Below are 24,311 nucleotides of genomic sequence, written 5' to 3'. Positions count from 1 at the left end.
CGTGTGTAGCCCAGGTCATAAGGGGCATGATGATTTGACGTCATCCCCACCTTCCTCCGGTTTGTCACCGGCAGTCACCTTAGAGTGCCCAACTGAATGCTGGCAACTAAGATCAAGGGTTGCGCTCGTTGCGGGACTTAACCCAACATCTCACGACACGAGCTGACGACAACCATGCACCACCTGTCACTCTGTCCCCCGAAGGGGAAAGCCCTATCTCTAGGGTTGTCAGAGGATGTCAAGACCTGGTAAGGTTCTTCGCGTTGCTTCGAATTAAACCACATGCTCCACCGCTTGTGCGGGCCCCCGTCAATTCCTTTGAGTTTCAGCCTTGCGGCCGTACTCCCCAGGCGGAGTGCTTAATGCGTTAGCTGCAGCACTAAAGGGCGGAAACCCTCTAACACTTAGCACTCATCGTTTACGGCGTGGACTACCAGGGTATCTAATCCTGTTTGCTCCCCACGCTTTCGCGCCTCAGCGTCAGTTACAGACCAGAAAGCCGCCTTCGCCACTGGTGTTCCTCCACATCTCTACGCATTTCACCGCTACACGTGGAATTCCGCTTTCCTCTTCTGCACTCAAGTCCCCCAGTTTCCAATGACCCTCCACGGTTGAGCCGTGGGCTTTCACATCAGACTTAAAGGACCGCCTGCGCGCGCTTTACGCCCAATAATTCCGGACAACGCTTGCCACCTACGTATTACCGCGGCTGCTGGCACGTAGTTAGCCGTGGCTTTCTGGTTAGGTACCGTCAAGGTACCGGCAGTGACTCCGGTACTTGTTCTTCCCTAACAACAGAGCTTTACGACCCGAAGGCCTTCATCGCTCACGCGGCGTTGCTCCGTCAGACTTTCGTCCATTGCGGAAGATTCCCTACTGCTGCCTCCCGTAGGAGTCTGGGCCGTGTCTCAGTCCCAGTGTGGCCGATCACCCTCTCAGGTCGGCTACGCATCGTCGCCTTGGTGAGCCGTTACCTCACCAACTAGCTAATGCGCCGCGGGCCCATCTGTAAGTGACAGCCGAAACCGTCTTTCAGCTTTTCCTCATGAGAGGAAAAGGATTATCCGGTATTAGCACCGGTTTCCCGGTGTTATCCCAGTCTTACAGGCAGGTTGCCCACGTGTTACTCACCCGTCCGCCGCTAACCAACGGGAGCAAGCTCCCATTGATTCGCTCGACTTGCATGTATTAGGCACGCCGCCAGCGTTCGTCCTGAGCCAGGATCAAACTCTCCAAGAAAGTTGATTAGCTCAAAAATGTTACGTTGGCTCCGTTTCAAAAAGAAACGAATATTATTGTTTGTTTACACGTCTTGTTTGTTTAGTTTTCAAAGATCAATTTTTCTCTTATCGCTCAAAAGCGACTTTTTAATCTTATCAAGTTATTAACTTAAAGTCAATAACTTTTTTAAAAAGTTGGTGGAGTCTAGGGGGATCGAACCCCTGACCTCCTGCGTGCAAAGCAGGCGCTCTCCCAGCTGAGCTAAGACCCCAATATATAGTGAAGTAGATGGTCGGGAAGACAGGATTCGAACCTGCGACCCCTTGGTCCCAAACCAAGTGCTCTACCAAGCTGAGCTACTTCCCGTAATAATAATGGCGCGCCCGAAAGGAGTCGAACCCATAACCTTCTGATCCGTAGTCAGACGCTCTATCCAATTGAGCTACGGGCGCATTATTTATAAGTGATTTTGTTATCGAAAAAACACTGGTGCCGAGGACCGGAATCGAACCGGTACGGTAGTCACCTACCGCAGGATTTTAAGTCCTGTGCGTCTGCCAGTTCCGCCACCCCGGCAAAAATGGAGCGGAAGACGGGATTCGAACCCGCGACCCCCACCTTGGCAAGGTGGTGTTCTACCACTGAACTACTTCCGCATAATTGATTTAAATGGTGCGGGTGAAGGGAGTCGAACCCCCACGCCTTGCGGCGCCAGATCCTAAGTCTGGTGCGTCTGCCAATTCCGCCACACCCGCATATTCATTTAAATGGTGAGCCATGAAGGACTCGAACCTTCGACCCTCTGATTAAAAGTCAGATGCTCTACCAACTGAGCTAATGGCTCAAAAAAGTATTTCTAGAAAACAAACTCGTTTTTTTGCTTAAAATCCCTTCAGGATTTTGCGCATGCTTCCGCAGATGTGATTCAAAGAAGAAAGAAGCATGGTGCCGGCTAGAGGACTTGAACCCCCAACCTACTGATTACAAGTCAGTTGCTCTACCAATTGAGCTAAACCGGCATTATTTGAAGATTATTTTCACTATCGTGAAAAAATCATGGTGGAGGATGACGGGATCGAACCGCCGACCCTCTGCTTGTAAGGCAGATGCTCTCCCAGCTGAGCTAATCCTCCATTTATACAGCCTGGCAACGTCCTACTCTCACAGGGGGACAGCCCCCAACTACCATCGGCGCTGAGAAGCTTAACTTCCGTGTTCGGGATGGGAACGGGTGTGACCTTCTCGCCATTATTGCCAGACTATTTACTTGAGAGATCGTTCCCTCAAAACTAGATAATACAGAAGAAGTTTTCGTAAAAACGAGGTAATCTTAATATTGGTTAAGTCCTCGATCGATTAGTATCAGTCAGCTCCACATGTTGCCACGCTTCCACCTCTGACCTATCAACCTGATCATCTTTCAGGGATCTTACTAGCTTGACGCTATGGGAAATCTCATCTTGAGGGGGGCTTCATGCTTAGATGCTTTCAGCACTTATCCCGTCCGCACATAGCTACCCAGCGATGCCTTTGGCAAGACAACTGGTACACCAGCGGTGCGTCCATCCCGGTCCTCTCGTACTAAGGACAGCTCCTCTCAAATTTCCTGCGCCCACGACGGATAGGGACCGAACTGTCTCACGACGTTCTGAACCCAGCTCGCGTACCGCTTTAATGGGCGAACAGCCCAACCCTTGGGACCGACTACAGCCCCAGGATGCGATGAGCCGACATCGAGGTGCCAAACCTCCCCGTCGATGTGGACTCTTGGGGGAGATAAGCCTGTTATCCCCAGGGTAGCTTTTATCCGTTGAGCGATGGCCCTTCCATGCGGAACCACCGGATCACTAAGCCCGACTTTCGTCCCTGCTCGACTTGTAGGTCTCGCAGTCAAGCTCCCTTATGCCTTTACACTCTGCGAATGATTTCCAACCATTCTGAGGGAACCTTTGGGCGCCTCCGTTACTCTTTAGGAGGCGACCGCCCCAGTCAAACTGCCCACCTGACACTGTCTCCCACCCCGATGAGGGGTGCGGGTTAGAATTTCAATACAGCCAGGGTAGTATCCCACCGACGCCTCCACCGAAGCTGGCGCTCCGGTTTCTCAGGCTCCTACCTATCCTGTACAAGCTGTACCAAAATTCAATATCAGGCTACAGTAAAGCTCCATGGGGTCTTTCCGTCCTGTCGCGGGTAACCTGCATCTTCACAGGTACTATAATTTCACCGAGTCTCTCGTTGAGACAGTGCCCAGATCGTTACGCCTTTCGTGCGGGTCGGAACTTACCCGACAAGGAATTTCGCTACCTTAGGACCGTTATAGTTACGGCCGCCGTTTACTGGGGCTTCGATTCAGAGCTTCGCTTGCGCTAACCCCTCCTCTTAACCTTCCAGCACCGGGCAGGCGTCAGCCCCTATACTTCGCCTTGCGGCTTCGCAGAGACCTGTGTTTTTGCTAAACAGTCGCCTGGGCCTATTCACTGCGGCTCATCGAGGCTATTCACCTCAATGAGCACCCCTTCTCCCGAAGTTACGGGGTCATTTTGCCGAGTTCCTTAACGAGAGTTCTCTCGCTCACCTTAGGATTCTCTCCTCGCCTACCTGTGTCGGTTTGCGGTACGGGCACCTTTTATCTCGCTAGAGGCTTTTCTTGGCAGTGTGGAATCAGGAACTTCGGTACTATATTTCCCTCGGCATCACAGCTCAGCCTTCGCGGTGAACGGATTTTCCTATTCACCAGCCTAACTGCTTACACGCACATATCCAGCAGTGCGCTTACCCTATCCTCCTGCGTCCCCCCGTTGCTCAAACGATAAAGAGGTGGTACAGGAATATCAACCTGTTATCCATCGCCTACGCCTTTCGGCCTCGGCTTAGGTCCCGACTAACCCTGAGCGGACGAGCCTTCCTCAGGAAACCTTAGGCATTCGGTGGATGAGATTCTCACTCATCTTTCGCTACTCATACCGGCATTCTCACTTCTAAGCGCTCCACCAGTCCTTACAGTCTGGCTTCAACGCCCTTAGAACGCTCTCCTACCACTGACACCTAATGGTGTCAATCCACAGCTTCGGTGATACGTTTAGCCCCGGTACATTTTCGGCGCAGAGTCACTCGACCAGTGAGCTATTACGCACTCTTTAAATGGTGGCTGCTTCTAAGCCAACATCCTGGTTGTCTAAGCAACTCCACATCCTTTTCCACTTAACGTATACTTTGGGACCTTAGCTGGTGGTCTGGGCTGTTTCCCTTTTGACTACGGATCTTATCACTCGCAGTCTGACTCCCACGGATAAGTCTTTGGCATTCGGAGTTTGTCTGAATTCGGTAACCCGATGAGGGCCCCTAGTCCAAACAGTGCTCTACCTCCAAGACTCTAACAACGTGAGGCTAGCCCTAAAGCTATTTCGGAGAGAACCAGCTATCTCCAAGTTCGATTGGAATTTCTCCGCTACCCACACCTCATCCGCGCACTTTTCAACGTGCGTCGGTTCGGGCCTCCATCCAGTGTTACCTGGACTTCACCCTGGACATGGGTAGATCACCTGGTTTCGGGTCTACGACCACATACTCAAAACGCCCTATTCAGACTCGCTTTCGCTGCGGCTCCGTCTCTTCAACTTAACCTTGCATGGGATCGTAACTCGCCGGTTCATTCTACAAAAGGCACGCCATTACCCATTAACGGGCTTTGACTACTTGTAGGCACACGGTTTCAGGAACTATTTCACTCCCCTTCCGGGGTGCTTTTCACCTTTCCCTCACGGTACTGGTTCACTATCGGTCACTAGGGAGTATTTAGCCTTGGGAGATGGTCCTCCCTGCTTCCGACCGGATTTCACGTGTCCGGCCGTACTCAGGATCCACTCAGGAGGGAACGAAGTTTCAACTACAGGGCTTTTACCTTCTATGACGGACCTTTCCAGATCGCTTCATCTACCCCGTTCCTTTGTAACTCCATGTTGAGTGTCCTACAACCCCGAAAGGCAAGCCTTTCGGTTTGGGCTGTTCCCGTTTCGCTCGCCGCTACTCAGGGAATCGCGTTTGCTTTCTCTTCCTCCGGGTACTTAGATGTTTCAGTTCCCCGGGTCTGCCTTCAATATCCTATGTATTCAGATAAAGATACTGCTCCATTACGAACAGTGGGTTCCCCCATTCGGAAATCTCCGGATCAAAGCTTACTTACAGCTCCCCGAAGCATATCGGTGTTAGTCCCGTCCTTCATCGGCTCCTAGTGCCAAGGCATTCACCGTGCGCCCTTTCTAACTTAACCTAAAAGGTTTTACTCTAATTCAATAGAGAGAAAAACTAAAATGGCGATTAACTCGATGTTTTACTTGACTTCTTCATTACGATTATCTAGTTTTCAAAGAACGAATAAAAAAAGCTCTGAGAGAATTGCTCTCTCAAAACTAAACAAACAAAGAACGTGAAACTTGTCTGGCTCTTATGTCCAGCTTATATCCTTAGAAAGGAGGTGATCCAGCCGCACCTTCCGATACGGCTACCTTGTTACGACTTCACCCCAATCATCTGTCCCACCTTAGGCGGCTGGCTCCTTACGGTTACCCCACCGACTTCGGGTGTTACAAACTCTCGTGGTGTGACGGGCGGTGTGTACAAGGCCCGGGAACGTATTCACCGCGGCATGCTGATCCGCGATTACTAGCGATTCCGGCTTCATGTAGGCGAGTTGCAGCCTACAATCCGAACTGAGAATGGTTTTATGGGATTGGCTCAACCTCGCGGTTTTGCAGCCCTTTGTACCATCCATTGTAGCACGTGTGTAGCCCAGGTCATAAGGGGCATGATGATTTGACGTCATCCCCACCTTCCTCCGGTTTGTCACCGGCAGTCACCTTAGAGTGCCCAACTGAATGCTGGCAACTAAGATCAAGGGTTGCGCTCGTTGCGGGACTTAACCCAACATCTCACGACACGAGCTGACGACAACCATGCACCACCTGTCACTCTGTCCCCCGAAGGGGAAAGCCCTATCTCTAGGGTTGTCAGAGGATGTCAAGACCTGGTAAGGTTCTTCGCGTTGCTTCGAATTAAACCACATGCTCCACCGCTTGTGCGGGCCCCCGTCAATTCCTTTGAGTTTCAGCCTTGCGGCCGTACTCCCCAGGCGGAGTGCTTAATGCGTTAGCTGCAGCACTAAAGGGCGGAAACCCTCTAACACTTAGCACTCATCGTTTACGGCGTGGACTACCAGGGTATCTAATCCTGTTTGCTCCCCACGCTTTCGCGCCTCAGCGTCAGTTACAGACCAGAAAGCCGCCTTCGCCACTGGTGTTCCTCCACATCTCTACGCATTTCACCGCTACACGTGGAATTCCGCTTTCCTCTTCTGCACTCAAGTCCCCCAGTTTCCAATGACCCTCCACGGTTGAGCCGTGGGCTTTCACATCAGACTTAAAGGACCGCCTGCGCGCGCTTTACGCCCAATAATTCCGGACAACGCTTGCCACCTACGTATTACCGCGGCTGCTGGCACGTAGTTAGCCGTGGCTTTCTGGTTAGGTACCGTCAAGGTACCGGCAGTGACTCCGGTACTTGTTCTTCCCTAACAACAGAGCTTTACGACCCGAAGGCCTTCATCGCTCACGCGGCGTTGCTCCGTCAGACTTTCGTCCATTGCGGAAGATTCCCTACTGCTGCCTCCCGTAGGAGTCTGGGCCGTGTCTCAGTCCCAGTGTGGCCGATCACCCTCTCAGGTCGGCTACGCATCGTCGCCTTGGTGAGCCGTTACCTCACCAACTAGCTAATGCGCCGCGGGCCCATCTGTAAGTGACAGCCGAAACCGTCTTTCAGCTTTTCCTCATGAGAGGAAAAGGATTATCCGGTATTAGCACCGGTTTCCCGGTGTTATCCCAGTCTTACAGGCAGGTTGCCCACGTGTTACTCACCCGTCCGCCGCTAACCAACGGGAGCAAGCTCCCATTGATTCGCTCGACTTGCATGTATTAGGCACGCCGCCAGCGTTCGTCCTGAGCCAGGATCAAACTCTCCAAGAAAGTTGATTAGCTCAAAAATGTTACGTTGGCTCCGTTTCAAAAAGAAACGAATATTATTGTTTGTTTACACGTCTTGTTTGTTTAGTTTTCAAAGATCAATTTTTCTCTTATCGCCCAAAAGCGACTTTTTAATCTTACCAAGTTATTAACTGAAAGTCAACAACTTTTTTTATTTCTTTTTTCTTACTTCGTTGTTTTGCAACAACAGATAATAATATACCACCTTTATTATCAAGGCGCAATAGCTTTTTGATGTTTTTTTACAAATGTTTTGAAGTAATAATATTCGAAATCTTTCAGGTTTATTTTCAAACAAAAAAGGCGTCGGAATCCGACACCTTTTTTGTTTGATTATTAGCGATGGCGCATTAATGGGAATAATAGGACATCACGAATGGATGGAGAGTTAGTTAATAGCATGACTAAACGGTCAATGCCAATTCCTAATCCGCCTGTTGGAGGCATCCCGTACTCAAGGGCTTCAACGAAATCTTCATCCATTAAGTGTGCTTCATCGTTCCCTTGCTCTCTTTCCTTTAATTGAGCTTCGAAACGCTCCCGCTGATCAATTGGATCATTTAACTCCGTAAAGGCGTTTGCGTGCTCACGTGCAACAATGAACAACTCAAATCGGTCTGTAAATCTAGGGTCCTCATCATTTTTCTTCGCCAAAGGTGATATTTCAACCGGATGCCCATAAATAAAGGTAGGCTGAATCAATTTTTCTTCTACTTTTTGTTCAAAGAATTCGTTTACGATATGACCATAGAGCATATGCTCCGTAATTTCCACACCATGTTCTTTTGCATGCGTGCGCGCTTCTTCAACGCTCATCTGTTTCCAGAAATCTACACCGGTATATTCTTTTATCGCATCCACCATATGAAGCCTTTTCCATTCAGGTTTAAGGTCTACTTCATATTCTCCATATTGGACAGTAGTCGTTCCTAAAACTTCTTGAGCGATATGTGCAATTACATTCTCAGTCAAGCTCATGATATCACGATAGTCGGCATAAGCTTCGTAAAGTTCAATCATAGTAAATTCCGGATTATGACGTGTAGACACACCTTCATTACGGAAAACCCGGCCGATTTCATATACTTTTTCAAGACCACCGACAATCAGCCTTTTTAAGTGAAGTTCGATGGCGATTCGCATATATAATGGCATATCAAGGGCATTATGATGAGTGATAAATGGACGGGCAGAGGCTCCGCCAGCAATGGCATGCATCATTGGTGTTTCTACCTCTAAGTATCCATGATCATCCAAGTAACGGCGCATCGATTGAATAATCCGGCTGCGGGTGATAAAGGTTTTTTTGCTTTCTTCACTCATGATTAAGTCTAAATATCGTTGACGGTAGCGCTGTTCAACGTCTTTTAGTCCGTGGAATTTATCCGGCAGCGGTCTGAGTGCCTTCGTTAAAAACTCAAACTCTTGAACTTTAATAGATAACTCTCCGACTTTTGTTTTAAAGAGTGTTCCTGTAACGCCGATAATGTCGCCTAAATCAGCAGAATTAAAGATTTCATATTTTTCTTCGCCAATGGCGTCCTGTCTAACATAAATTTGAATTTGACCAGATAAATCTTGAATATGGGCAAAACCTGCTTTTCCTTTACCGCGCTTTGTCATGATTCTGCCGGCAATCGTAACAGATACATTTTCCGCTTCAAGGGCTTCTTTTTCTAAACCCTCGTATTGTTCGATTAATCCATTTGCGTTGTGCGTTCGGTCAAAACGCTTGCCAAAAGGATCCAGACCATTTTCACGCATAGTACTCATTTTTTCGCGTCTGACTCTCAGCTGGTCATTTAATTCTTCTTGACTCATGTATATCAACTCCAATTTATTAACTTTTATGTAAACCGGTCGGGATATCCCCTTTTTGCACATACTTTATTATTTTACACAATCTTAGGATTTCAGACATTAAAAAAATTCAAAAATAAAATAAAAACTGCCAGTAAGGACCCTGGCAGCTGCGTTGAAAGTTAAATTTATCCTACAATCATCTGAATTTCTTCCGTTGCTTCAACATCTAATACCAAGTTGTTTAATAAACTTACTAATTGATCACGTGTATTACACTCATTTATAGAGTTTCGCACCTTTCCGTTTCCGCGTACCCCTTTTAAATACCAAGCGGCATGCTTACGCATTTCACGGACAGCAATATTTTCATTTTTCAATGCGATTAATCGGTCTAAATGAAGAATACATACATCTATTTTCTCGCGGGCAGACGGTTCGCTCAGCAATTTTCCCGTTTCGAGATACTGAACGGTGCGGTAAATCATCCATGGATCGCCAAGAGCCGCTCTGCCGATCATGACTCCATCACAGCCGGTTTCTTCCATCATTCTCTTTGCATCCTGGGGCGTCACAACATCCCCGTTACCAATGAGCGGAATATTAATCGATTGTTTCACTTCCCGAATAATGTCCCAATTGGCTTTTCCTTCGTACATTTGAACGCGTGTACGGCCATGCAGGGAAACAGCTTTCCCGCCGGCACGTTCCACTGCCTGTGCGTTCTTGACCGCATAAATATGCTCGTCATCCCAGCCTATCCGCATTTTTACGGTAACCGGTTTTTCGACGGCATCCACAACGGCTGCAACCATTTCATAAATTTTATCAGGGTCAAGCAGCCATTTCGCACCGGCATCACATTTTGTTATTTTAGGTACCGGGCAGCCCATATTAATATCGATGATATCTGCATTGGTGTTTTTATCTACAAATACAGCCGCCTCAACTAAAGAATTCTTTTCCCCGCCAAAAATCTGCAGACTTAGCGGCTTTTCGCGTTCATCTATATAAAGCATGTTTAATGTTTTTTCATTCTTAAAAATGATTCCTTTATCGCTGACCATTTCCGCACAAACAAGACCCGCACCGAACTCTTTAACTGTTAATCGGAATGCAGAATTACAAACACCGGCCATCGGTGCTAAAACGACTGGATTCTTCATTTCGATATCGCCAATTTTCAACAAATCCTATTACCTCCTATTCTACCTAATCCTTAGCGGGTGCTAATTCATCTATACTTATATTTAAGGTTCGACTTATTTTCTTGAGTAAATCTCCTGCTGGCAGACGATTCCCCCGTTCAATCTCTCCTAATATTGATACTGAAACACCAAGTTCCTTCGAAAAGCTCTCCTGTGTGTACCCTTTTAGCTTCCGATAGGCTCGAATACGTCTTCCCCATTTTTCCGCTTCCATATTCGGACTCCTTCTTTATCAGGTAATTCATCTAATGATGTATGAAGTGGTTTTTCCATCCCAGGAATGGCCACGTCAGGCTGGATCTCCAAAAGCGGCACGACAACAAATGCCCGTTCATGCATCCGGGGATGAGGAACAATCAGCTTCTCCGTTTCAATATTTTCTTGGTTATAGAGAAGAATGTCAAGGTCTATTGTTCTTGGCCCCCACTTTATCTCCCTTTTTCTACCAAGTTCAAGTTCAATTTTTAAACAAACTTCTAAAAGTTCGAATGGGCTCCAATCAGTCTGTAACTCCACTACCATATTTAAAAATTGATCTTGATCTTCATATCCGACAGGATCTGTTTCATAGACGGATGAAGAATTTACCAAGTGAATTTCCGAGTAACGGGTCAAAAGCTGTAGTGCATCCATTAAATTATCATAACGGTTGCCCAGATTAGATCCAAGGGCAATAAATGCTGTATTTTCCACGATTATCTTCTCCTTGTAATTTCTACTGCTACAGACTGGTAATGCCCAGGAATCGGCGGGTCCGGTTTAATCAATTTTACCGTGACATCCACAATTAAAGGAAATTCCTTTAACACGGCACTCGCTATAGTTTCTGCAACAGCTTCGACCAGCTTAAATGGTTTACCTTCTACAATCGTTTGACAAACCTGAAAAAGCTCGCCGTAATTAACGGAGTCCTCCAACTGATCGGTTTCTCCGGCTTTTTTTAGGTCCAAGGAAACTGTTAAATCTACGATAAACCGCTGCCCAAGTCGATTTTCCTCTGCAAAAACGCCGTGATAGCCGTAAAATTCCATCTTGTTTATATAAATTTTATCCATGCTATTCACCTTTTCCGATCAAAGCATCCATCATTTTGGCCATCCGGCTTATTTCCTTAACATCATGTACCCGAACGATGTGGCACCCTTTTTGAATACCATAACAAACGGTTGCCCCTGTCCCTTCCATTCTCTCATGAACAGGGAGGTCCAGGACTTGTCCAATCATTTTTTTTCTGGACGTACCCAATAGAACCGGATATCCAATGGCTGTGAGTGTATCCAGCTCTCTCATCATAAGGATATTTTCTTCGTAATCCTTTGCAAAACCAATCCCGGGATCAAGGATAATATTCTCATCACGCACGCCTGCCTTTTTAACAATGGCAACACTTTCGAACAGATCATTCATTACATCCCGAATAAAATTCTGATAATCCTGGTCATGACGGTTATGCTGCAGAATAATTGGTACATTGTATTTTGCTGCAACTTGGGCCATTTTATCATCGGCCTTCGCCCCCCAAATATCATTGATGATAGATGCCCCCGCTTCAATAGCTTGCTTTGCTACTTCCGCCTTATATGTATCAATTGATATTGGCACAGAGACATGCTTTGAAACGGCCGTAATGATCGGTACCACTCTTTCAATCTCTTCCTCTGCAGAAATGGCTTCAAAACCCGGGCGAGTTGATTCACCGCCAATATCAATAATATCAGCGCCATTTGCAACCATTTCACTAGCATGCTGAATTGCTTTATCTAGATTATTAAATCTTCCGCCATCAGAGAATGAATCTGGTGTAACATTTAAAACTCCCATAATCATTGTTTTTTTGTTCAAATCTAATATGTATTCTCCACAATGAATTTGCTGCACGGATCTCCTGTTCATTCCTTGACCCTCCCTATTTTTCTCATTTCATCATACACGACTTTTCAATTTCATTGCAAAAAAATAAGGAGATGGCTAGGAACCATCCCCTTATTTTCCGTAAATTATTAATCTAACTGATAAAGAGGTGTACTTAAATAACGTTCACCGTTATCCGGGATGATGGCAAGTACCTTCTTACCTTTACCTAATTCCTTTGCTGCCTTTACGGCCGCAGCGATGGCCGCACCAGATGAGATCCCGCCAAGAATTCCCTCTTCCTTGGCCGCACGGCGGGAATATTCAAATGCCTCTTCCGTTGTAATTTGAATAACATCATCATAAATAGCTGTGTTTAATGTGTCCGGAATAAATCCAGCACCAAGTCCTTGAAGCTTATGAGGTCCTGGTTTCCCACCGGATAAAACAGCTGAATCTTTTGGTTCTACTGCGAAAATTTTGATGTTCGGATAATGTTCACGAAGTACACTTCCAGCCCCTGAAATGGTGCCGCCTGTTCCAATTCCGGAAACAAAACCATCTAATTGCTCCATTTGCGATACAATTTCCGGCCCTGTCGTTCTTCTGTGTACTTCCGGGTTTGCTTGATTTTTAAACTGCTGGGGCATAAAGTAGCCATGCTCTGTGGCAAGCGCTTCTGCCCTTGCAATGGCTCCTTTCATTCCTTCAGGACCAGGCGTTAATACTAATTCTGCACCGTAGGCACGAAGCAGGTTTCTTCTTTCTAAGCTCATCGTTTCAGGCATAACAAAAATCGCATGATAGCCTTTTGCAGCCGCAACCATCGCAAGTCCGATTCCGGTATTTCCGCTGGTTGGCTCAATAATGGTATCGACTCCCGGCTTGATTAGTCCCTTTTCTTCAGCAGCTTCAATCATTGCTAAACCAATACGGTCCTTGACACTGCTTCCCGGGTTGAAATATTCTAATTTCAAATAAACCTCTGCACTGTTTTCATCTACTAATCTGTTTAATTTCACAATAGGTGTTTGACCGATTAATTCGGCAATTGAATTTGCAACACGTACCATTATGGCCACCTCTTTCATGTATTCCGAGTATTTTTATTGGATTTATATAAAATGTACCAATTTACCTATGGTTTTGTCAATCGTTTTATTTGCCGAATTTTGCAAAAATAAATTTTTCCATTTAAAAAAGAGGATGACCCACCCTCTTTAATTTTACTCTTAAATCATATTTTGCAGCCATTTCTTTTATGACTTTTTTAATTCTTCCAATTCTTCTTTTGTAAAAAGATATTTTGAATTACAGAAGTGGCAATGGGCTTCCGCCTGGCCATCCTCTTCAATCATAGCGGTAATTTCGGAGGCTCCTAATCCTTTTATTGCATCAGCAAATCGTTCCTTTGAACAGGTACATTGAAATTTAACGGCCATCGTTTCAAGGATCTTTACTTGTTCTTTTCCGAAAAGTTCAAATAATATTTCTTCAGGGGTTAAACCCTTTTCAACCAACTTTGAGATTGGCGGAATCGTTTTAAGCCGCTCCTCTACCTTCGAAATGGTAGATTCTTCTGTACCAGGCATTAATTGAAAGATAAAGCCGCCTGCTGCCAGAATCGTATCATCCGGATTGACCAACACCCCTACGCCAACGGAGGAAGGCACTTGCTCTGATGTGGCAAAATAATACGTGAAATCTTCTCCCAGTTCTCCGGAAACAAGCGGAACCGAACCAGAGAAAAAGTCACGGAGTCCAATATCCTTGACGACGGTTAATGCTCCAGTGGTTCCCACTGCCCGACGTACATCCAGTTTGCCGTGCTCATTCGCTTCAAAATCAACGTGTGGGTTGGTTACATAGCCGCGGACCTCCCCTTTAGCGTTACTATCGACAAGAATAGGACCAAGCGGGCCATCTCCGACTATTTTGATCGTTAATTTTTCTTCCCCTTTGAGCATTGCTCCCATCATGACGCCTGCTGTTAGCGAGCGGCCAAGAGCGGCAGAAGCCGTGCGCCATGTTTGATGACGGCGCTGTGCTTCTGAAACAGTTTCCGTTGTTCTTACTGCATAAGCGCGGATTTGTCCATTAAAGGCAAGAGCCTTTACTAGGTAATCATTCATTGTCAAACTCCTTTCTAGCTGTTCGTTCTTATGGTGTCCATGTTTCGTTTATAGATAAGCTGAAGTCCCTTAAGTGTTAAATAGGGATCCACTATATCAATGAGCTTGGATTCCTCGGCAATTAAGCGGGAAAGCCCTCCGGTTGCAATGACGGTTGGTTTCTGCTCACTTTGATCCATCATTCGATTGACAATACCCTCTACCTGTCCCACATAGCCGTAAACAATTCCAGACTGCATCGCAGCGATGGTATTTTTTCCAATTACCCCTTCAGGTCGGGCAATTTCAATTCTTGGAAGCTTGGCTGCCTTTGAATATAGGGCCTCTGTTGAGATATTAATGCCGGGAGCAATCGCACCGCCCATATATTGACGTTGTTCATTAACATAACAATAAGTAGTTGCTGTACCAAAGTCGACAATGATCAGCGGGCTTCCATATTCATGGATGGCAGCAACAGCATTAACAATTCGGTCCGCTCCGACTTCCCTAGGATTTTCATATTTAATATTGAGACCTGTTTTAATTCCAGGACCAACAACCAGCGGCTTTAGATGGAAATACTTCTGACACATTCTTTCCAAAGCAAACATAATCGGCGGCACCACAGAAGAGATGATAATACCATCAATATCCGAGAAGGACAGACCTGAAGAATCAAACAAGGATTTGATGACCATTCCGAATTCATCCTCTGTTCGATTCCTGGACGTTTCAATACGCCAATGGTACTTTAATACCTCCCCTTGATATACACCTAGTACAATATTTGTATTTCCAACATCAAATACAAAAATCAAATCCATCACTCACTTTTCGTTTTTTCGTCATACTGCCAACATCATACCATAATTATTTTTCGAGTGAAAAAAAGAGCGCTTCAGCGAAGCGCCCTTTTATTAGATTATTTATACATTCTCAGGAGGAAGGTCTAAAAAGGAGGAATCATCTTTCCCGTCCGCTTCCTTTTTCTTGTTAATGTTTACTTTAACATCATCCACTTTTTTCACATCTACCTTTGCTAATTCAGCAGGATCTTCAGGTAAATGGCCATTATCCACTAAATACTTAATCTGTTCAGCATTAAGAGTTTCAACCTGTAAAAGTGTTTTGGCGATTAGATCTAATTTATCACGATTTTCTGTTAGGATCTTCTTCGCTCTTTCATAGGACTCTTTGATGATCCTTTGAATTTCCAAATCAATTTCAAAGGCAATGGCATCGGAATAATTTTGTTCATTATGAATGTCACGTCCCAAGAACACCTGTCCGCCTTGGCCTTGGCCAAACTGCAGTGGACCAAGCTTATCGCTCATTCCGAATTCCGTCACCATTCTTCTTGCAATTCCTGTTGCACGCTGGAAGTCGTTGCTCGCACCTGTACTTACTTCACCAAATACGATTTCCTCCGCCACACGTCCGCCAAGTAAACCGACAATTTTATCAAGTAATTCCTCTTTTGTGAGGAAGTAGCGATCCTCTTTCGGAAGCATAACCGCATATCCGCCTGCCTGACCGCGAGGAACAATAGTTACTTTGTGAACCATTTCTGCTTCATCGAGGACTATTCCAATAACGGTATGGCCGCCTTCATGGAAGGCAACAATTTTCCGCTCTTTCTCCGAAATAACCCGGCTCTTTTTCGCCGGTCCGGCAATTACACGGTCTGTTGCTTCATCAATATCTTCCATGTCAACTTTTTTCTTATTTTGGCGGGCCGCCACCAGTGCTGCCTCGTTTAATAAGTTTTCTAAGTCAGCCCCAGAGAAACCAGGTGTGCGCATCGCAATATTTTTTAAATTGACTGATTCATCTAACGGTTTGTTGCGGGCATGGACACGAAGAACAGCTTCACGTCCGTTAACATCCGGGCGGTCAACCGTGATTTGACGGTCAAAACGACCTGGACGTAATAACGCTGGGTCAAGAATATCAGGACGGTTGGTAGCCGCAATGATGATAATTCCTTCATTTGCACCGAATCCATCCATTTCTACAAGCAATTGGTTTAACGTTTGTTCACGCTCATCGTGTCCACCGCCAAGTCCGGCACCACGCTGGCGTCCAACTGCATCAATCTCGTCAATAAAAATGATACATGGAGCATTTTTCTTTGCATTTTCAAATAAATCACGGACACGGGATGCTCCGACCCCAACAAACATTTCCACAAAGTCAGAACCGCTGATTGAGAAAAACGGTACGCCAGCTTCTCCTGCTACAGCACGTGCAAGCAAGGTTTTACCGGTACCAGGAGGTCCAACAAGCAATACTCCTTTTGGAATACGGGCACCCAGCTCAGCAAACTTCCGTGGGTCTTTTAAAAACTCGACTACTTCAACTAATTCTTGTTTTTCTTCATCTGCACCAGCTACATCTCTAAAACGAACCTTTTTCTTGTCATCATTATAGAGTCTGGCTTTACTTTTACCAAAGTTCATGACACGGCTGCCGCCGCCTTGAGCTTGGTTTAATAAAAAGAAGAATAAAATAAAGATAATCACAAAAGGAATAATCGATGTAAAAAAGGTTACCCAGCCGCTTGTTTCCTTAGCCGGCAAGACATCGACTGTTGATTTCGCACTATCAATTCGATCTAGAATTTTCTGGCTGTTCGGAATATAGGTAAGGAAGTTTTCGCCTTTTTTTACAGAGCTCTGAAATTGACCACGAACTTCATAAACACCTCGTTCGGGCTGCATCGAAAACGACTTTACATCACCCTTTTCTAAATGGGTAACAAACTGATCGTACGTGATATTATTGGTGGTCTGATTGCTTCCGTTAAAGAAGCTGACAACACCGATTATGACTAAAAATATCAATAAATAAAAGATGGTATTACGGAAAATCCGATTCATCTCTTACCTCCTCCCACGGATAAACAAACTATATTAAATAGTATCATAGAAAATCATGCCAATTCAAGAAATTGCACTTATAGCAGTTGTTCAAACGATTAGGAATTACTCCGTCTATATAGGTATTGCTTAAAGACTGTCTCTATATACTTCAGGTTTTAAAACACCAATATATGGAAGGTTTCGGTATTTTTCGGCGTAATCCAACCCATAGCCCACTACAAACTCATCTGGAACGATAAAGCCGACATAATCCGCTTTTACCAGGCTCTTTCTTCCGGTTGGTTTATCAAGCAGTGTAACAATTTTGATTGATTTAGCTTTCCGGTATCGGAATAAATCAACCAAATAGCTGAGAGTCAAACCACTGTCGATAATATCCTCGATAATTAAAATATCTCTTCCTTCAACAGAAGTATCCAAATCCTTTAGAATTTTCACTTCCCCTGATGAAACAGTGGAGTTTCCATAGCTGGATACATCCATAAAGTCCATTTCCAAATAGCAATCCATTTTCTTCAATAAATCACCCATGAATAGCATAGCGCCTTTTAAGACACCAATTGCCAGCGGGAAACGGTCCTTATACTCTTCCGTTAATTGCGCTGCCAGCTCTTTCGTCTTTTCTTGAAGCTCTTCCTCAGAAATTAACACCTTTTCAATATCCTGTTTCATTTGTATTGTGCCCCCTAGAAGATCATTACTTTGAATATGTGAGTAGTATATATTGGTTTGCGGAGTAATCAATCCCAGCCAAGGCTGATTTTTTTAAACCTGGAAGCCAGATAATCGTACCATCTCCGTCTGTTATTACCGGCCACCCGTCCCTTTCATGAATCGGAACTTTATGATCAATAAAGATATCCTTTAATTTTTTTGTTCCCGCCATCCCCTTAAGGGACATCCGGTCACCCTTTTTTCTTGTTCTGACAGTGAGAGGGAAGGTAACCCTTTCACGACTAAACCAAATCGAACAATCATTGGTATCGGCCGGTTCCTTATCAAGTACATCCAATTGAATGACTCCGCCATTCGGTAAATGGAGGATTTCTGGCTCATGGATTTCAAAGCAATAGCTGAAACTGTCCACTTCTTCAAATTGAAAAGACAAATGATGGTAGGAACGAATAATTTTTAAACCATCAGGTAAATCCAGTTTTCCTGAAGGCTGCCGATGATGAATAATGGTAAAAATTTGATCAATATGTATTGCTGAAAGAGACGACGGCCTTTTTTTGTAAAGATAGTTTAATATTAGTTGAATACCTCTCCTTTGTAAAGGTAAAGGCATATCAAGAAAGCAGTTAATATCAATGGCAATTTTGCTTTCTTCTCTTTTTCTCATTACTGTATTCAATTCTTGGACAGTTAATTCCTCCAGAAAATCTTCATCACTTTGCATTTCTTCACTAAATCGTTGAAAATGCTCATGAACATGGGAATTCTCAGCCTTTAAAAAGGGCAGGACTTCTTTTCGAAATCGATTCCTGCTATAAATGTCTTTTTTGTTACTCGGGTCATATCTTGGATGGAGATGATGCAGCGCGCAGTAGTGTTCAATCTCTTCCTTTGTTATACTTAAAAACGGCCGGAAAATAAACCCATTATGAAATGGTCGAATAAACGGAATGCCAGCTCGTGCTTTTCCAGTGCTGCCTCTCGTAAAGCGCATCAGCATCGTTTCAACTTGATCATCACCGTGGTGACCAAGCGCCAAATAAGAAAACCCATACTTTTCCATTACCACCAAGAAAAACTCATACCTTGCTTCTCTTGCCGCAACTTGTGAACTCTTCCCCGTCTGTTCCATTATTTCAGGTACATTGATGCGTGCCATTTCAAAGGGAATTTCGTATCTTTCGCAAAATTGCTTTACATATAAAGCATCATCCAGTGATTCCTGGCCACGAAACATATGATCTACATGGGCCACCGCAATGGAAAGCGTTTCTTTCTCCCTTTTCCCCCATAAATAATGAAGCAGCGCAAGGGAATCTGGGCCGCCTGAAACACCCACAACAATTGATTTATTTTCCAATGTAAAGGAATGGCGTTTTAGAAGGGCCTCTACCTTTGATTCCACCATGTTAACTCTTCCTTATTTAAATTTGAATAACAATAGCTTACCACTACATTCAATGAACTATCAAAAACAAAGCCTCCGTTTGAATAACATTTATTACGAAACAGATTTAAAATAGTTTCAAAAATTTTAAAATAAATATCGCATAAAAAAGACTGAGGACGGCAGCAATGACCAATGTTTCGAGCCAACGCTTTTTTTTCTTTTTCTTCCGATATTGCAGCCGTGTTTTTGTTGAACCAACACTTTGCTTTATAGGAGAAGAATGATTTACTGGAGCCTGCACGTTTGAATTGTTTTTTTCTATCAATAAAGCCAATAAATCCTCTCTCATATGATGAGCACTTCTGTAAGCTCCCTGCAGTCCTTTTATGATTACTTTTTCTAATGGCATTAACTCTTGTCTTTGGCGAACAGCCTCCTTTAATTGGCTGATTCCTCCCGTTGTTTTATTAAAGCGGTTCGGATAAGCCGTATTAATGATGATCATCGTGAGGGCAAATAAGTCGTAAGTGGGTTCTGCTACCCTTGAGCCTAATCCCCAATAGCCCCGGTCATAAAATTCTGTAAATTCCTTTATGGCCCTGCCCTTTATGGTCGTGCCGCCGACATCAATGCAGCGAATTCTTGGAGGAGGTCCTGTTATGATAAGATTCTCAGGTTTTAAATCGCCGAAAACCCAGCCGTTTTGATGCAGCTTATCTAAATCACTTAGCAGCTGCAGCATTAAAACAACCGTCCATGATTTTCCTTTTTGGCCGATATAGGATAAAAGGTCCGGACCTTTTAAATATTCCATAACATAAAAGGAAATTTGCCGCTGATTCGTTTTCCAATCGTCAACATCAAGCAAAGAAGGCCCTAGGGCGGACCCTTGGACCTTTGCAAAAGATTTTAAAACATTTACCTCCGAGGTAATGGACATTCCATTATCGCTCATCTTCAATGCCACTTGGGTATTGTTATGATGCGCCAGGTAGACGACCCCGTTTGCTCCAAATCCTAGTTCCTTCACAATTGTATACTGATTAGAATGCCACTTGCCGATAATGACTGTACCAGGGCTTACCTTACATTGATTCTTCAAAGTAGGATTCATCATCACGAGAAAGCAGGCTCCTTAATGATTGTTTTTGATCAAAAGCGGCTAATGCCGTACGTAACGCCGGGCCGGTTGGTGTAATTCCCCCCGTTGAAAGCTGAGAAAAAATACTTGTCAAAGATTGTAGTTTTGGAGTCCAATCCAACAATTTTTCGACATCATTCTTTTTCCCGGGAAATACGTAAACTGAAAAATAGTTATCGCCTGTTCGGGCATTTAAGCTTAGAGAAAGGTCTAGAATGGCTTCCTTAACCGTTGGAAGCTTATGCTTCATACTTGCACTTGTGTCGACAAGAATCAACACTTCTAATTCGACAGTTTCTCCTAGTTCCTCAACCACCTCCATTACTTCGCCCCTCTTTTCAGGTGGAAGGTCTTCTATGGTCTGTGATTGTCCCAAAATTTGTTTCAGCTCCCGATTGATGACACCATGAAGGGTTTGGTTCATTGCCTTTCTAGTAACCATTTGTACTGTTTGAGCGAGACGCTCGGCATATACCACTTGACTGACGCCCCCGCCTGACATGGCAATCCCATCAATTTCAGTCATTCCCTTTTCATCAATTACATCATGCTCCATTACTCCTATAACATTAACCGTTATTCCCTGTTCTCGCGCAAGAGCAGCCATGGCAATTGGATCTTCACCTTGATTCGAACATCCATCCGTTATTAGCAGAATTTGTCGAATTTTCCCAGTATACATTCACATTCTCCCTCCACATCTCGAATTGTTACCATTTTCGACTGGAAGGAAGGGAAATATACATAATTCACGGATGGTTAGGACAAATTAACTATTTACGCCTTTTTCTTTAACTTTTGGACAGGGATACTCGCCCACTTTGGTGTGTTATGCTTTATTTTTGCTACCGTCACTGTCATATCGTCATCAATATAACCGGATCTTGAACGAATCACTTCTTCCATAATTAAATCCGATATTTCCTGCGGATCCTCTGTCTGGAGCTCCTGGATTTTTCGTTTCATCCACTGCTCGTAATTCTCAACATGCTTTGGCCCTTCGAAGACCCCATCGCTCATCATAATCAGCAAATCGCCGGCCTTTAATTGTTCACTTACCACATCCACTTCGAATTCCTCGAGCATACCAATTGGTAAATTACTGGCTTGAATTTTCATGACCTTATTTCCTCTTTTAATAAAGCTAGGGGTTGATCCAATCTTAAGAAATTTCGCCGAGGCATTTTGTAAGTCAATCATGGCCAAGTCCAGGGTTGAGAAAATTTCATCGGTTGTTCTCAGTGAGAGAATGGAATTAATCGATTTAATCGCAACTTTTTCGTCTATTCCCGACTGTAATATTTTTTGCAGGAGCTTAAGCGTCTCTTTACTTTCAACATGGGCTCTTTCGCCATTTCCCATTCCGTCACTGATGGCAATTGCGTATTTGCCTAAGCCGAGTTCGATTTCTGAATAGCTGTCGCCTGAAATGAAACCGCCATCCTTAGCCGCATGCGCGATACCGGTTTCGATGATAAACTTTTTTGACGACCTGAATGTCACATGACAGCAGCCATTTAAATAGGTCCCACATTCTTCCTTTCTAACGACAATGTTTTCTCCAAGAATATCGGATAACATGGGGGCAATTAGTTTTTCACATTCACCATGCCCATTGCAATACGGAACAGTCATTTCGATATCCACATTCCCCTGGTCGAGGCTGTAGATTTCCACTTGTTCTATTTGAATGCCGAACTCCTGAAGTGATTCCATAATTTGCTCTTCCTGCTTATGATGATTTTCCCGCTCACGCATGATTTCCTTTGCAAAATTATCCATCACCTCTGAAACACCTAATAATTGTTCAGCCACAAGCTTTCTACTTTCGTGAACCTGCTTCTTTAATTTTTGGTTGGCTTGATAGAAGGTGAGTTCTTGTCCAATTACGTCGAAAACCTTTTTTGAACGCGAACAATGCTTTTCCCAATCTCTCGTAAGTTTTGGAGATACTGATCCATCTTTTTGGTCCATTTCGTGAATAATTTCTTCCATATATTCATAGGTTGTACTAAAATTCCTTGCCCAGCATTGTTCCTTTTTAAAGCAGGTTTGGCATGTCCTTTCGGTAACATTGCTCATAAAATAATCCATTTCACGGATATCAGCATTTTCATCAGGCTCCGTATCAACTTGAGAAAAGCTTTTCGAAAGAGCATGAAAGACATTTGAAAATTGCGAGACTCGCTGTGCTGTCACATCACGCATTTTTCGCATATACTTTTGCTGTTCTGCCGTATATTCCGGTGTCCCTGGGATATATTTTGCTAATCTTGAGGTAAATGCTTGAGGAGTTAGTAGAAATAAAAGAATAGCCGCAGCAGATTCTAATAGAGTAAGTGATAGGGAACCGCCGCCTTCACCATACATACCAATTAAGAGAGTGGCAATAAACAAGCCGAGCGAGACTCCTATTTTCTTCCCTTCTTTTAATAGACCGCTCAATACGCCTGCGAAGGCTAGCAAACTCATGTTGCTAAAGCTGGAAACGCTCGCAAGGCTGAATATTAATCCAGTCACCACACCAACTGTGGAGCCTATCGTCGCTCCGGCAATGAAGGAAAACACAAGCACTAAATACCTGGACATAATATGTTCAACCGACAAATCGTAAATATGCCAGCCAATTGTACCGGTCATAATAGATGCCAGCATAATGATTAATCCGACAATTTCCTCTGTTTTTAACAATTGTCTGCGTTTATTTACAGTTAATAATGGAATGCTTTGTAAAAAAATCAATGTTAAAATATAGGATAAGCTAGCTTCCACGCCGGCCATCATCCCATCGTATAAAGTCAATTGCCCATTTAGTATGAACGATTCCGCCATTTTTCCAACAGCTAAAATGACGCCGACGAAAATAGGGATTGACCTTCTCCCCGTTTTTATCCGGTTTTCACTAAAACGGAAAACGATCAAAAACAGGACAACTACCGTAAAGGTAAAGGCAGAATTGATCAGTGAAAGGGTGGCTCCCCCAATAATAAGCCCAACCAGCGCAAGCGGAGACTTATCCCGTTTTATTAAAAAAACGGCCGCAAAAAAAGGTAGACTAAAAGGTGTAAGCTTCGAGATGATTAAGGCTCGTCCCAGCAAAAAGCCCACTATTAATAATAGAATTCCTTTTTTTATAAAAAAGGATTCCAAGTACATTTGGGTTTTCTTCAATCCCTTTCCCCAATCCCATTTTGACGACTGAAAGTTGACTTCACCGATCGGCTCTATTAAACTTGCGCTTGGCTTTTCCATAAAACATACTCACTCCCTATTATTTCAATCGTTGCGACTATTATAAAATTGATAGGGTTAAAAGTTTGTCAAAATAGTGAACAACAATGAATATTTCGTTCGACGGTTTTCACTAAATTCATCCAATTAATATTAACAAACTTGAATAATGTCGTAATTCGTAGTACGGAAAGTTTTTTTAATAAATACAAAAAAGACAAGTCTCATGACCTGTCTTTGTTTTAAGATAGTATGAATAAAATAGCCAACTATATTTTAAAAAAATGAGCAGCAAATTAGCCCCGTCTAGCTCCTCTTCCTCCACGCTTTGATTCCGTGTGGCGTTTTAAGGAAGATAAACGATCTTCGCTATCCTTTAAAAATTTAGCCATTTTTGATTCAAAGTTTTCTGGTCTAGCATTATTGCGATCGTTCGATCTGCCCTGACGAGGACGTTGTGAATTCGAGTGTGAATGGGATCTTTGTTGCGCTTCTGGCCGATCTTTTGCCTTTTTAATGGATAAACCGATTTTGCCATCTTTCTCAACATTGATGACTTTTACCTCAACCTGGTCGCCTACTTTTAGATGATCGTTGATATCTTTAACATAATTGTCCGCAACCTCGCTGATGTGAACGAGCCCTGTTGATCCATCTGGCAGCTCCAAAAACGCTCCGAAATTTGTAATCCCTGTTACCTTTCCCTGTAACTTGCTGCCTACTTCAATTGACATAAAAAGAATGTTCCTCCTTAAGAATA

At 44.1% G+C, this 24,311-nt stretch carries 16 protein-coding genes, 9 tRNA genes and 4 rRNA genes (1 of these 29 only partly in view); all 29 read right to left on the bottom strand.

Annotated features, from left to right (window positions below):
* Positions 1–1,239 (bottom strand): 16S ribosomal RNA (locus tag ACZ5XR_RS27650) (it extends 311 nt beyond the left edge of the window).
* Positions 1,240–1,416: 177 nt separating this feature from the next.
* Positions 1,417–1,492: transfer RNA gene (locus ACZ5XR_RS27645), tRNA-Ala, on the bottom strand.
* Positions 1,493–1,510: 18 nt separating this feature from the next.
* Positions 1,511–1,587 (bottom strand) — tRNA-Pro (locus ACZ5XR_RS27640).
* A gap of 9 nt (positions 1,588–1,596) precedes the next feature.
* A tRNA-Arg gene (locus ACZ5XR_RS27635) sits at positions 1,597–1,673 on the bottom strand.
* 35 nt (positions 1,674–1,708) lie between these two features.
* A tRNA-Leu gene (locus tag ACZ5XR_RS27630) sits at positions 1,709–1,797 on the bottom strand.
* A 5-nt stretch (positions 1,798–1,802) separates the two neighbouring features.
* Positions 1,803–1,877: transfer RNA gene (locus ACZ5XR_RS27625), tRNA-Gly, on the bottom strand.
* Between the two features lie 14 nt (positions 1,878–1,891).
* Positions 1,892–1,976, bottom strand: a tRNA-Leu gene (locus ACZ5XR_RS27620).
* A gap of 13 nt (positions 1,977–1,989) precedes the next feature.
* Positions 1,990–2,065: transfer RNA gene (locus ACZ5XR_RS27615), tRNA-Lys, on the bottom strand.
* Positions 2,066–2,164: 99 nt separating this feature from the next.
* A tRNA-Thr gene (locus ACZ5XR_RS27610) sits at positions 2,165–2,240 on the bottom strand.
* A 38-nt stretch (positions 2,241–2,278) separates the two neighbouring features.
* Positions 2,279–2,354, bottom strand: a tRNA-Val gene (locus ACZ5XR_RS27605).
* Positions 2,355–2,363: 9 nt separating this feature from the next.
* A 5S ribosomal RNA gene (rrf, locus tag ACZ5XR_RS27600) occupies positions 2,364–2,480 on the bottom strand.
* Positions 2,481–2,557: 77 nt separating this feature from the next.
* Positions 2,558–5,494, bottom strand: a 23S ribosomal RNA gene (locus ACZ5XR_RS27595).
* A gap of 197 nt (positions 5,495–5,691) precedes the next feature.
* Positions 5,692–7,241: ribosomal RNA gene (locus ACZ5XR_RS27590) — 16S ribosomal RNA — on the bottom strand.
* The 16S, 23S and 5S rRNA genes sit together here with 9 tRNA genes alongside, the layout of an rRNA operon.
* 354 nt (positions 7,242–7,595) lie before the next feature.
* Positions 7,596–9,080 carry a lysine--tRNA ligase gene (gene lysS, locus ACZ5XR_RS27585; protein ID WP_464499605.1) on the bottom strand — a complete coding sequence of 495 codons (1,485 nt, stop codon included), beginning with the start codon at positions 9,078–9,080 and terminating at the stop codon, positions 7,596–7,598.
* Between the two features lie 167 nt (positions 9,081–9,247).
* Positions 9,248–10,249 carry a tRNA dihydrouridine synthase DusB gene (gene dusB / locus ACZ5XR_RS27580; RefSeq protein ID WP_464499604.1) on the bottom strand — a complete coding sequence of 334 codons (1,002 nt, stop codon included), beginning with the start codon at positions 10,247–10,249 and terminating at the stop codon, positions 9,248–9,250.
* A 22-nt stretch (positions 10,250–10,271) separates the two neighbouring features.
* Positions 10,272–10,481 (bottom strand): helix-turn-helix domain-containing protein, encoded by a 210-nt coding sequence (locus ACZ5XR_RS27575; RefSeq protein ID WP_464499603.1) that lies wholly within the window; start codon positions 10,479–10,481, stop codon positions 10,272–10,274.
* Positions 10,433–10,960, bottom strand: coding sequence for a 2-amino-4-hydroxy-6-hydroxymethyldihydropteridine diphosphokinase (gene folK, locus ACZ5XR_RS27570; protein ID WP_464499602.1), 528 nt, complete (start codon positions 10,958–10,960; stop codon positions 10,433–10,435). Before folK ends, ACZ5XR_RS27575 begins: the two co-directional genes overlap by 49 nt.
* Positions 10,961–10,962: 2 nt before the next feature.
* Positions 10,963–11,322, bottom strand: a complete 360-nt coding sequence (folB, locus tag ACZ5XR_RS27565) for a dihydroneopterin aldolase (protein WP_464499601.1) — start codon at positions 11,320–11,322, stop codon at positions 10,963–10,965.
* A 1-nt stretch (position 11,323) separates the two neighbouring features.
* Positions 11,324–12,160 (bottom strand): dihydropteroate synthase, encoded by an 837-nt coding sequence (gene folP, locus ACZ5XR_RS27560; RefSeq protein WP_464499600.1) that lies wholly within the window; start codon positions 12,158–12,160, stop codon positions 11,324–11,326.
* A 107-nt stretch (positions 12,161–12,267) separates the two neighbouring features.
* Positions 12,268–13,191, bottom strand: coding sequence for a cysteine synthase A (gene cysK / locus ACZ5XR_RS27555; protein WP_464499599.1), 924 nt, complete (start codon positions 13,189–13,191; stop codon positions 12,268–12,270).
* 186 nt (positions 13,192–13,377) lie between these two features.
* On the bottom strand, positions 13,378–14,250 hold the full coding sequence (hslO, locus tag ACZ5XR_RS27550; protein ID WP_464499598.1) for an Hsp33 family molecular chaperone HslO: 873 nt from the start codon (positions 14,248–14,250) through the stop codon (positions 13,378–13,380).
* A gap of 14 nt (positions 14,251–14,264) precedes the next feature.
* Positions 14,265–15,050, bottom strand: a complete 786-nt coding sequence (locus tag ACZ5XR_RS27545) for a type III pantothenate kinase (RefSeq protein ID WP_464499597.1) — start codon at positions 15,048–15,050, stop codon at positions 14,265–14,267.
* A gap of 108 nt (positions 15,051–15,158) precedes the next feature.
* Positions 15,159–17,111 carry an ATP-dependent zinc metalloprotease FtsH gene (gene ftsH / locus ACZ5XR_RS27540; protein WP_464499596.1) on the bottom strand — a complete coding sequence of 651 codons (1,953 nt, stop codon included), beginning with the start codon at positions 17,109–17,111 and terminating at the stop codon, positions 15,159–15,161.
* 129 nt (positions 17,112–17,240) lie between these two features.
* Complete coding sequence (hpt, locus tag ACZ5XR_RS27535; protein ID WP_464499595.1) at positions 17,241–17,786, bottom strand: hypoxanthine phosphoribosyltransferase; 546 nt, start codon at positions 17,784–17,786, stop codon at positions 17,241–17,243.
* A 25-nt stretch (positions 17,787–17,811) separates the two neighbouring features.
* Positions 17,812–19,197 carry a tRNA lysidine(34) synthetase TilS gene (tilS, locus tag ACZ5XR_RS27530; RefSeq protein ID WP_464499594.1) on the bottom strand — a complete coding sequence of 462 codons (1,386 nt, stop codon included), beginning with the start codon at positions 19,195–19,197 and terminating at the stop codon, positions 17,812–17,814.
* A gap of 106 nt (positions 19,198–19,303) precedes the next feature.
* Complete coding sequence (locus ACZ5XR_RS27525; protein WP_464502458.1) at positions 19,304–20,296, bottom strand: protein kinase domain-containing protein; 993 nt, start codon at positions 20,294–20,296, stop codon at positions 19,304–19,306.
* Positions 20,265–21,002, bottom strand: a complete 738-nt coding sequence (locus tag ACZ5XR_RS27520) for a vWA domain-containing protein (RefSeq protein ID WP_464499593.1) — start codon at positions 21,000–21,002, stop codon at positions 20,265–20,267. Before ACZ5XR_RS27520 ends, ACZ5XR_RS27525 begins: the two co-directional genes overlap by 32 nt.
* Before the next feature lie 95 nt (positions 21,003–21,097).
* Positions 21,098–23,572: a stage II sporulation protein E gene (gene spoIIE, locus ACZ5XR_RS27515; protein ID WP_464499592.1), complete on the bottom strand. Its 2,475-nt coding sequence runs from the start codon at positions 23,570–23,572 to the stop codon at positions 21,098–21,100.
* Between the two features lie 275 nt (positions 23,573–23,847).
* Positions 23,848–24,285, bottom strand: coding sequence for a S1 domain-containing RNA-binding protein (locus ACZ5XR_RS27510; RefSeq protein WP_464499591.1), 438 nt, complete (start codon positions 24,283–24,285; stop codon positions 23,848–23,850).
* Positions 24,286–24,311 lie beyond the last annotated feature (26 nt).

The organism is Neobacillus sp. Fa239 (assembly GCF_055395235.1).
This window is presented reverse-complemented; position numbering and strand designations above follow the sequence as displayed.

Bases quoted from the DNA above. Each gene is read 5' to 3' on its own strand.
- lysS (WP_464499605.1), bottom strand. From the start codon at position 9,080: ATGAGTCAAGAAGAATTAAATGACCAGCTGAGAGTCAGACGCGAAAAA.
- ACZ5XR_RS27575 (WP_464499603.1), bottom strand. From the start codon at position 10,481: ATGGAAGCGGAAAAATGGGGAAGACGTATTCGAGCCTATCGGAAGCTA.
- folB (WP_464499601.1), bottom strand. From the start codon at position 11,322: ATGGATAAAATTTATATAAACAAGATGGAATTTTACGGCTATCACGGC.
- folP (WP_464499600.1), bottom strand. From the start codon at position 12,160: ATGAACAGGAGATCCGTGCAGCAAATTCATTGTGGAGAATACATATTA.
- cysK (WP_464499599.1), bottom strand. From the start codon at position 13,191: ATGGTACGTGTTGCAAATTCAATTGCCGAATTAATCGGTCAAACACCT.
- hslO (WP_464499598.1), bottom strand. From the start codon at position 14,250: ATGAATGATTACCTAGTAAAGGCTCTTGCCTTTAATGGACAAATCCGC.
- ftsH (WP_464499596.1), bottom strand. From the start codon at position 17,111: ATGAATCGGATTTTCCGTAATACCATCTTTTATTTATTGATATTTTTA.
- hpt (WP_464499595.1), bottom strand. From the start codon at position 17,786: ATGAAACAGGATATTGAAAAGGTGTTAATTTCTGAGGAAGAGCTTCAA.
- tilS (WP_464499594.1), bottom strand. From the start codon at position 19,197: ATGGTGGAATCAAAGGTAGAGGCCCTTCTAAAACGCCATTCCTTTACA.
- ACZ5XR_RS27525 (WP_464502458.1), bottom strand. From the start codon at position 20,296: ATGATGAATCCTACTTTGAAGAATCAATGTAAGGTAAGCCCTGGTACA.
- ACZ5XR_RS27520 (WP_464499593.1), bottom strand. From the start codon at position 21,002: ATGTATACTGGGAAAATTCGACAAATTCTGCTAATAACGGATGGATGT.
- spoIIE (WP_464499592.1), bottom strand. From the start codon at position 23,572: ATGGAAAAGCCAAGCGCAAGTTTAATAGAGCCGATCGGTGAAGTCAAC.
- ACZ5XR_RS27510 (WP_464499591.1), bottom strand. From the start codon at position 24,285: ATGTCAATTGAAGTAGGCAGCAAGTTACAGGGAAAGGTAACAGGGATT.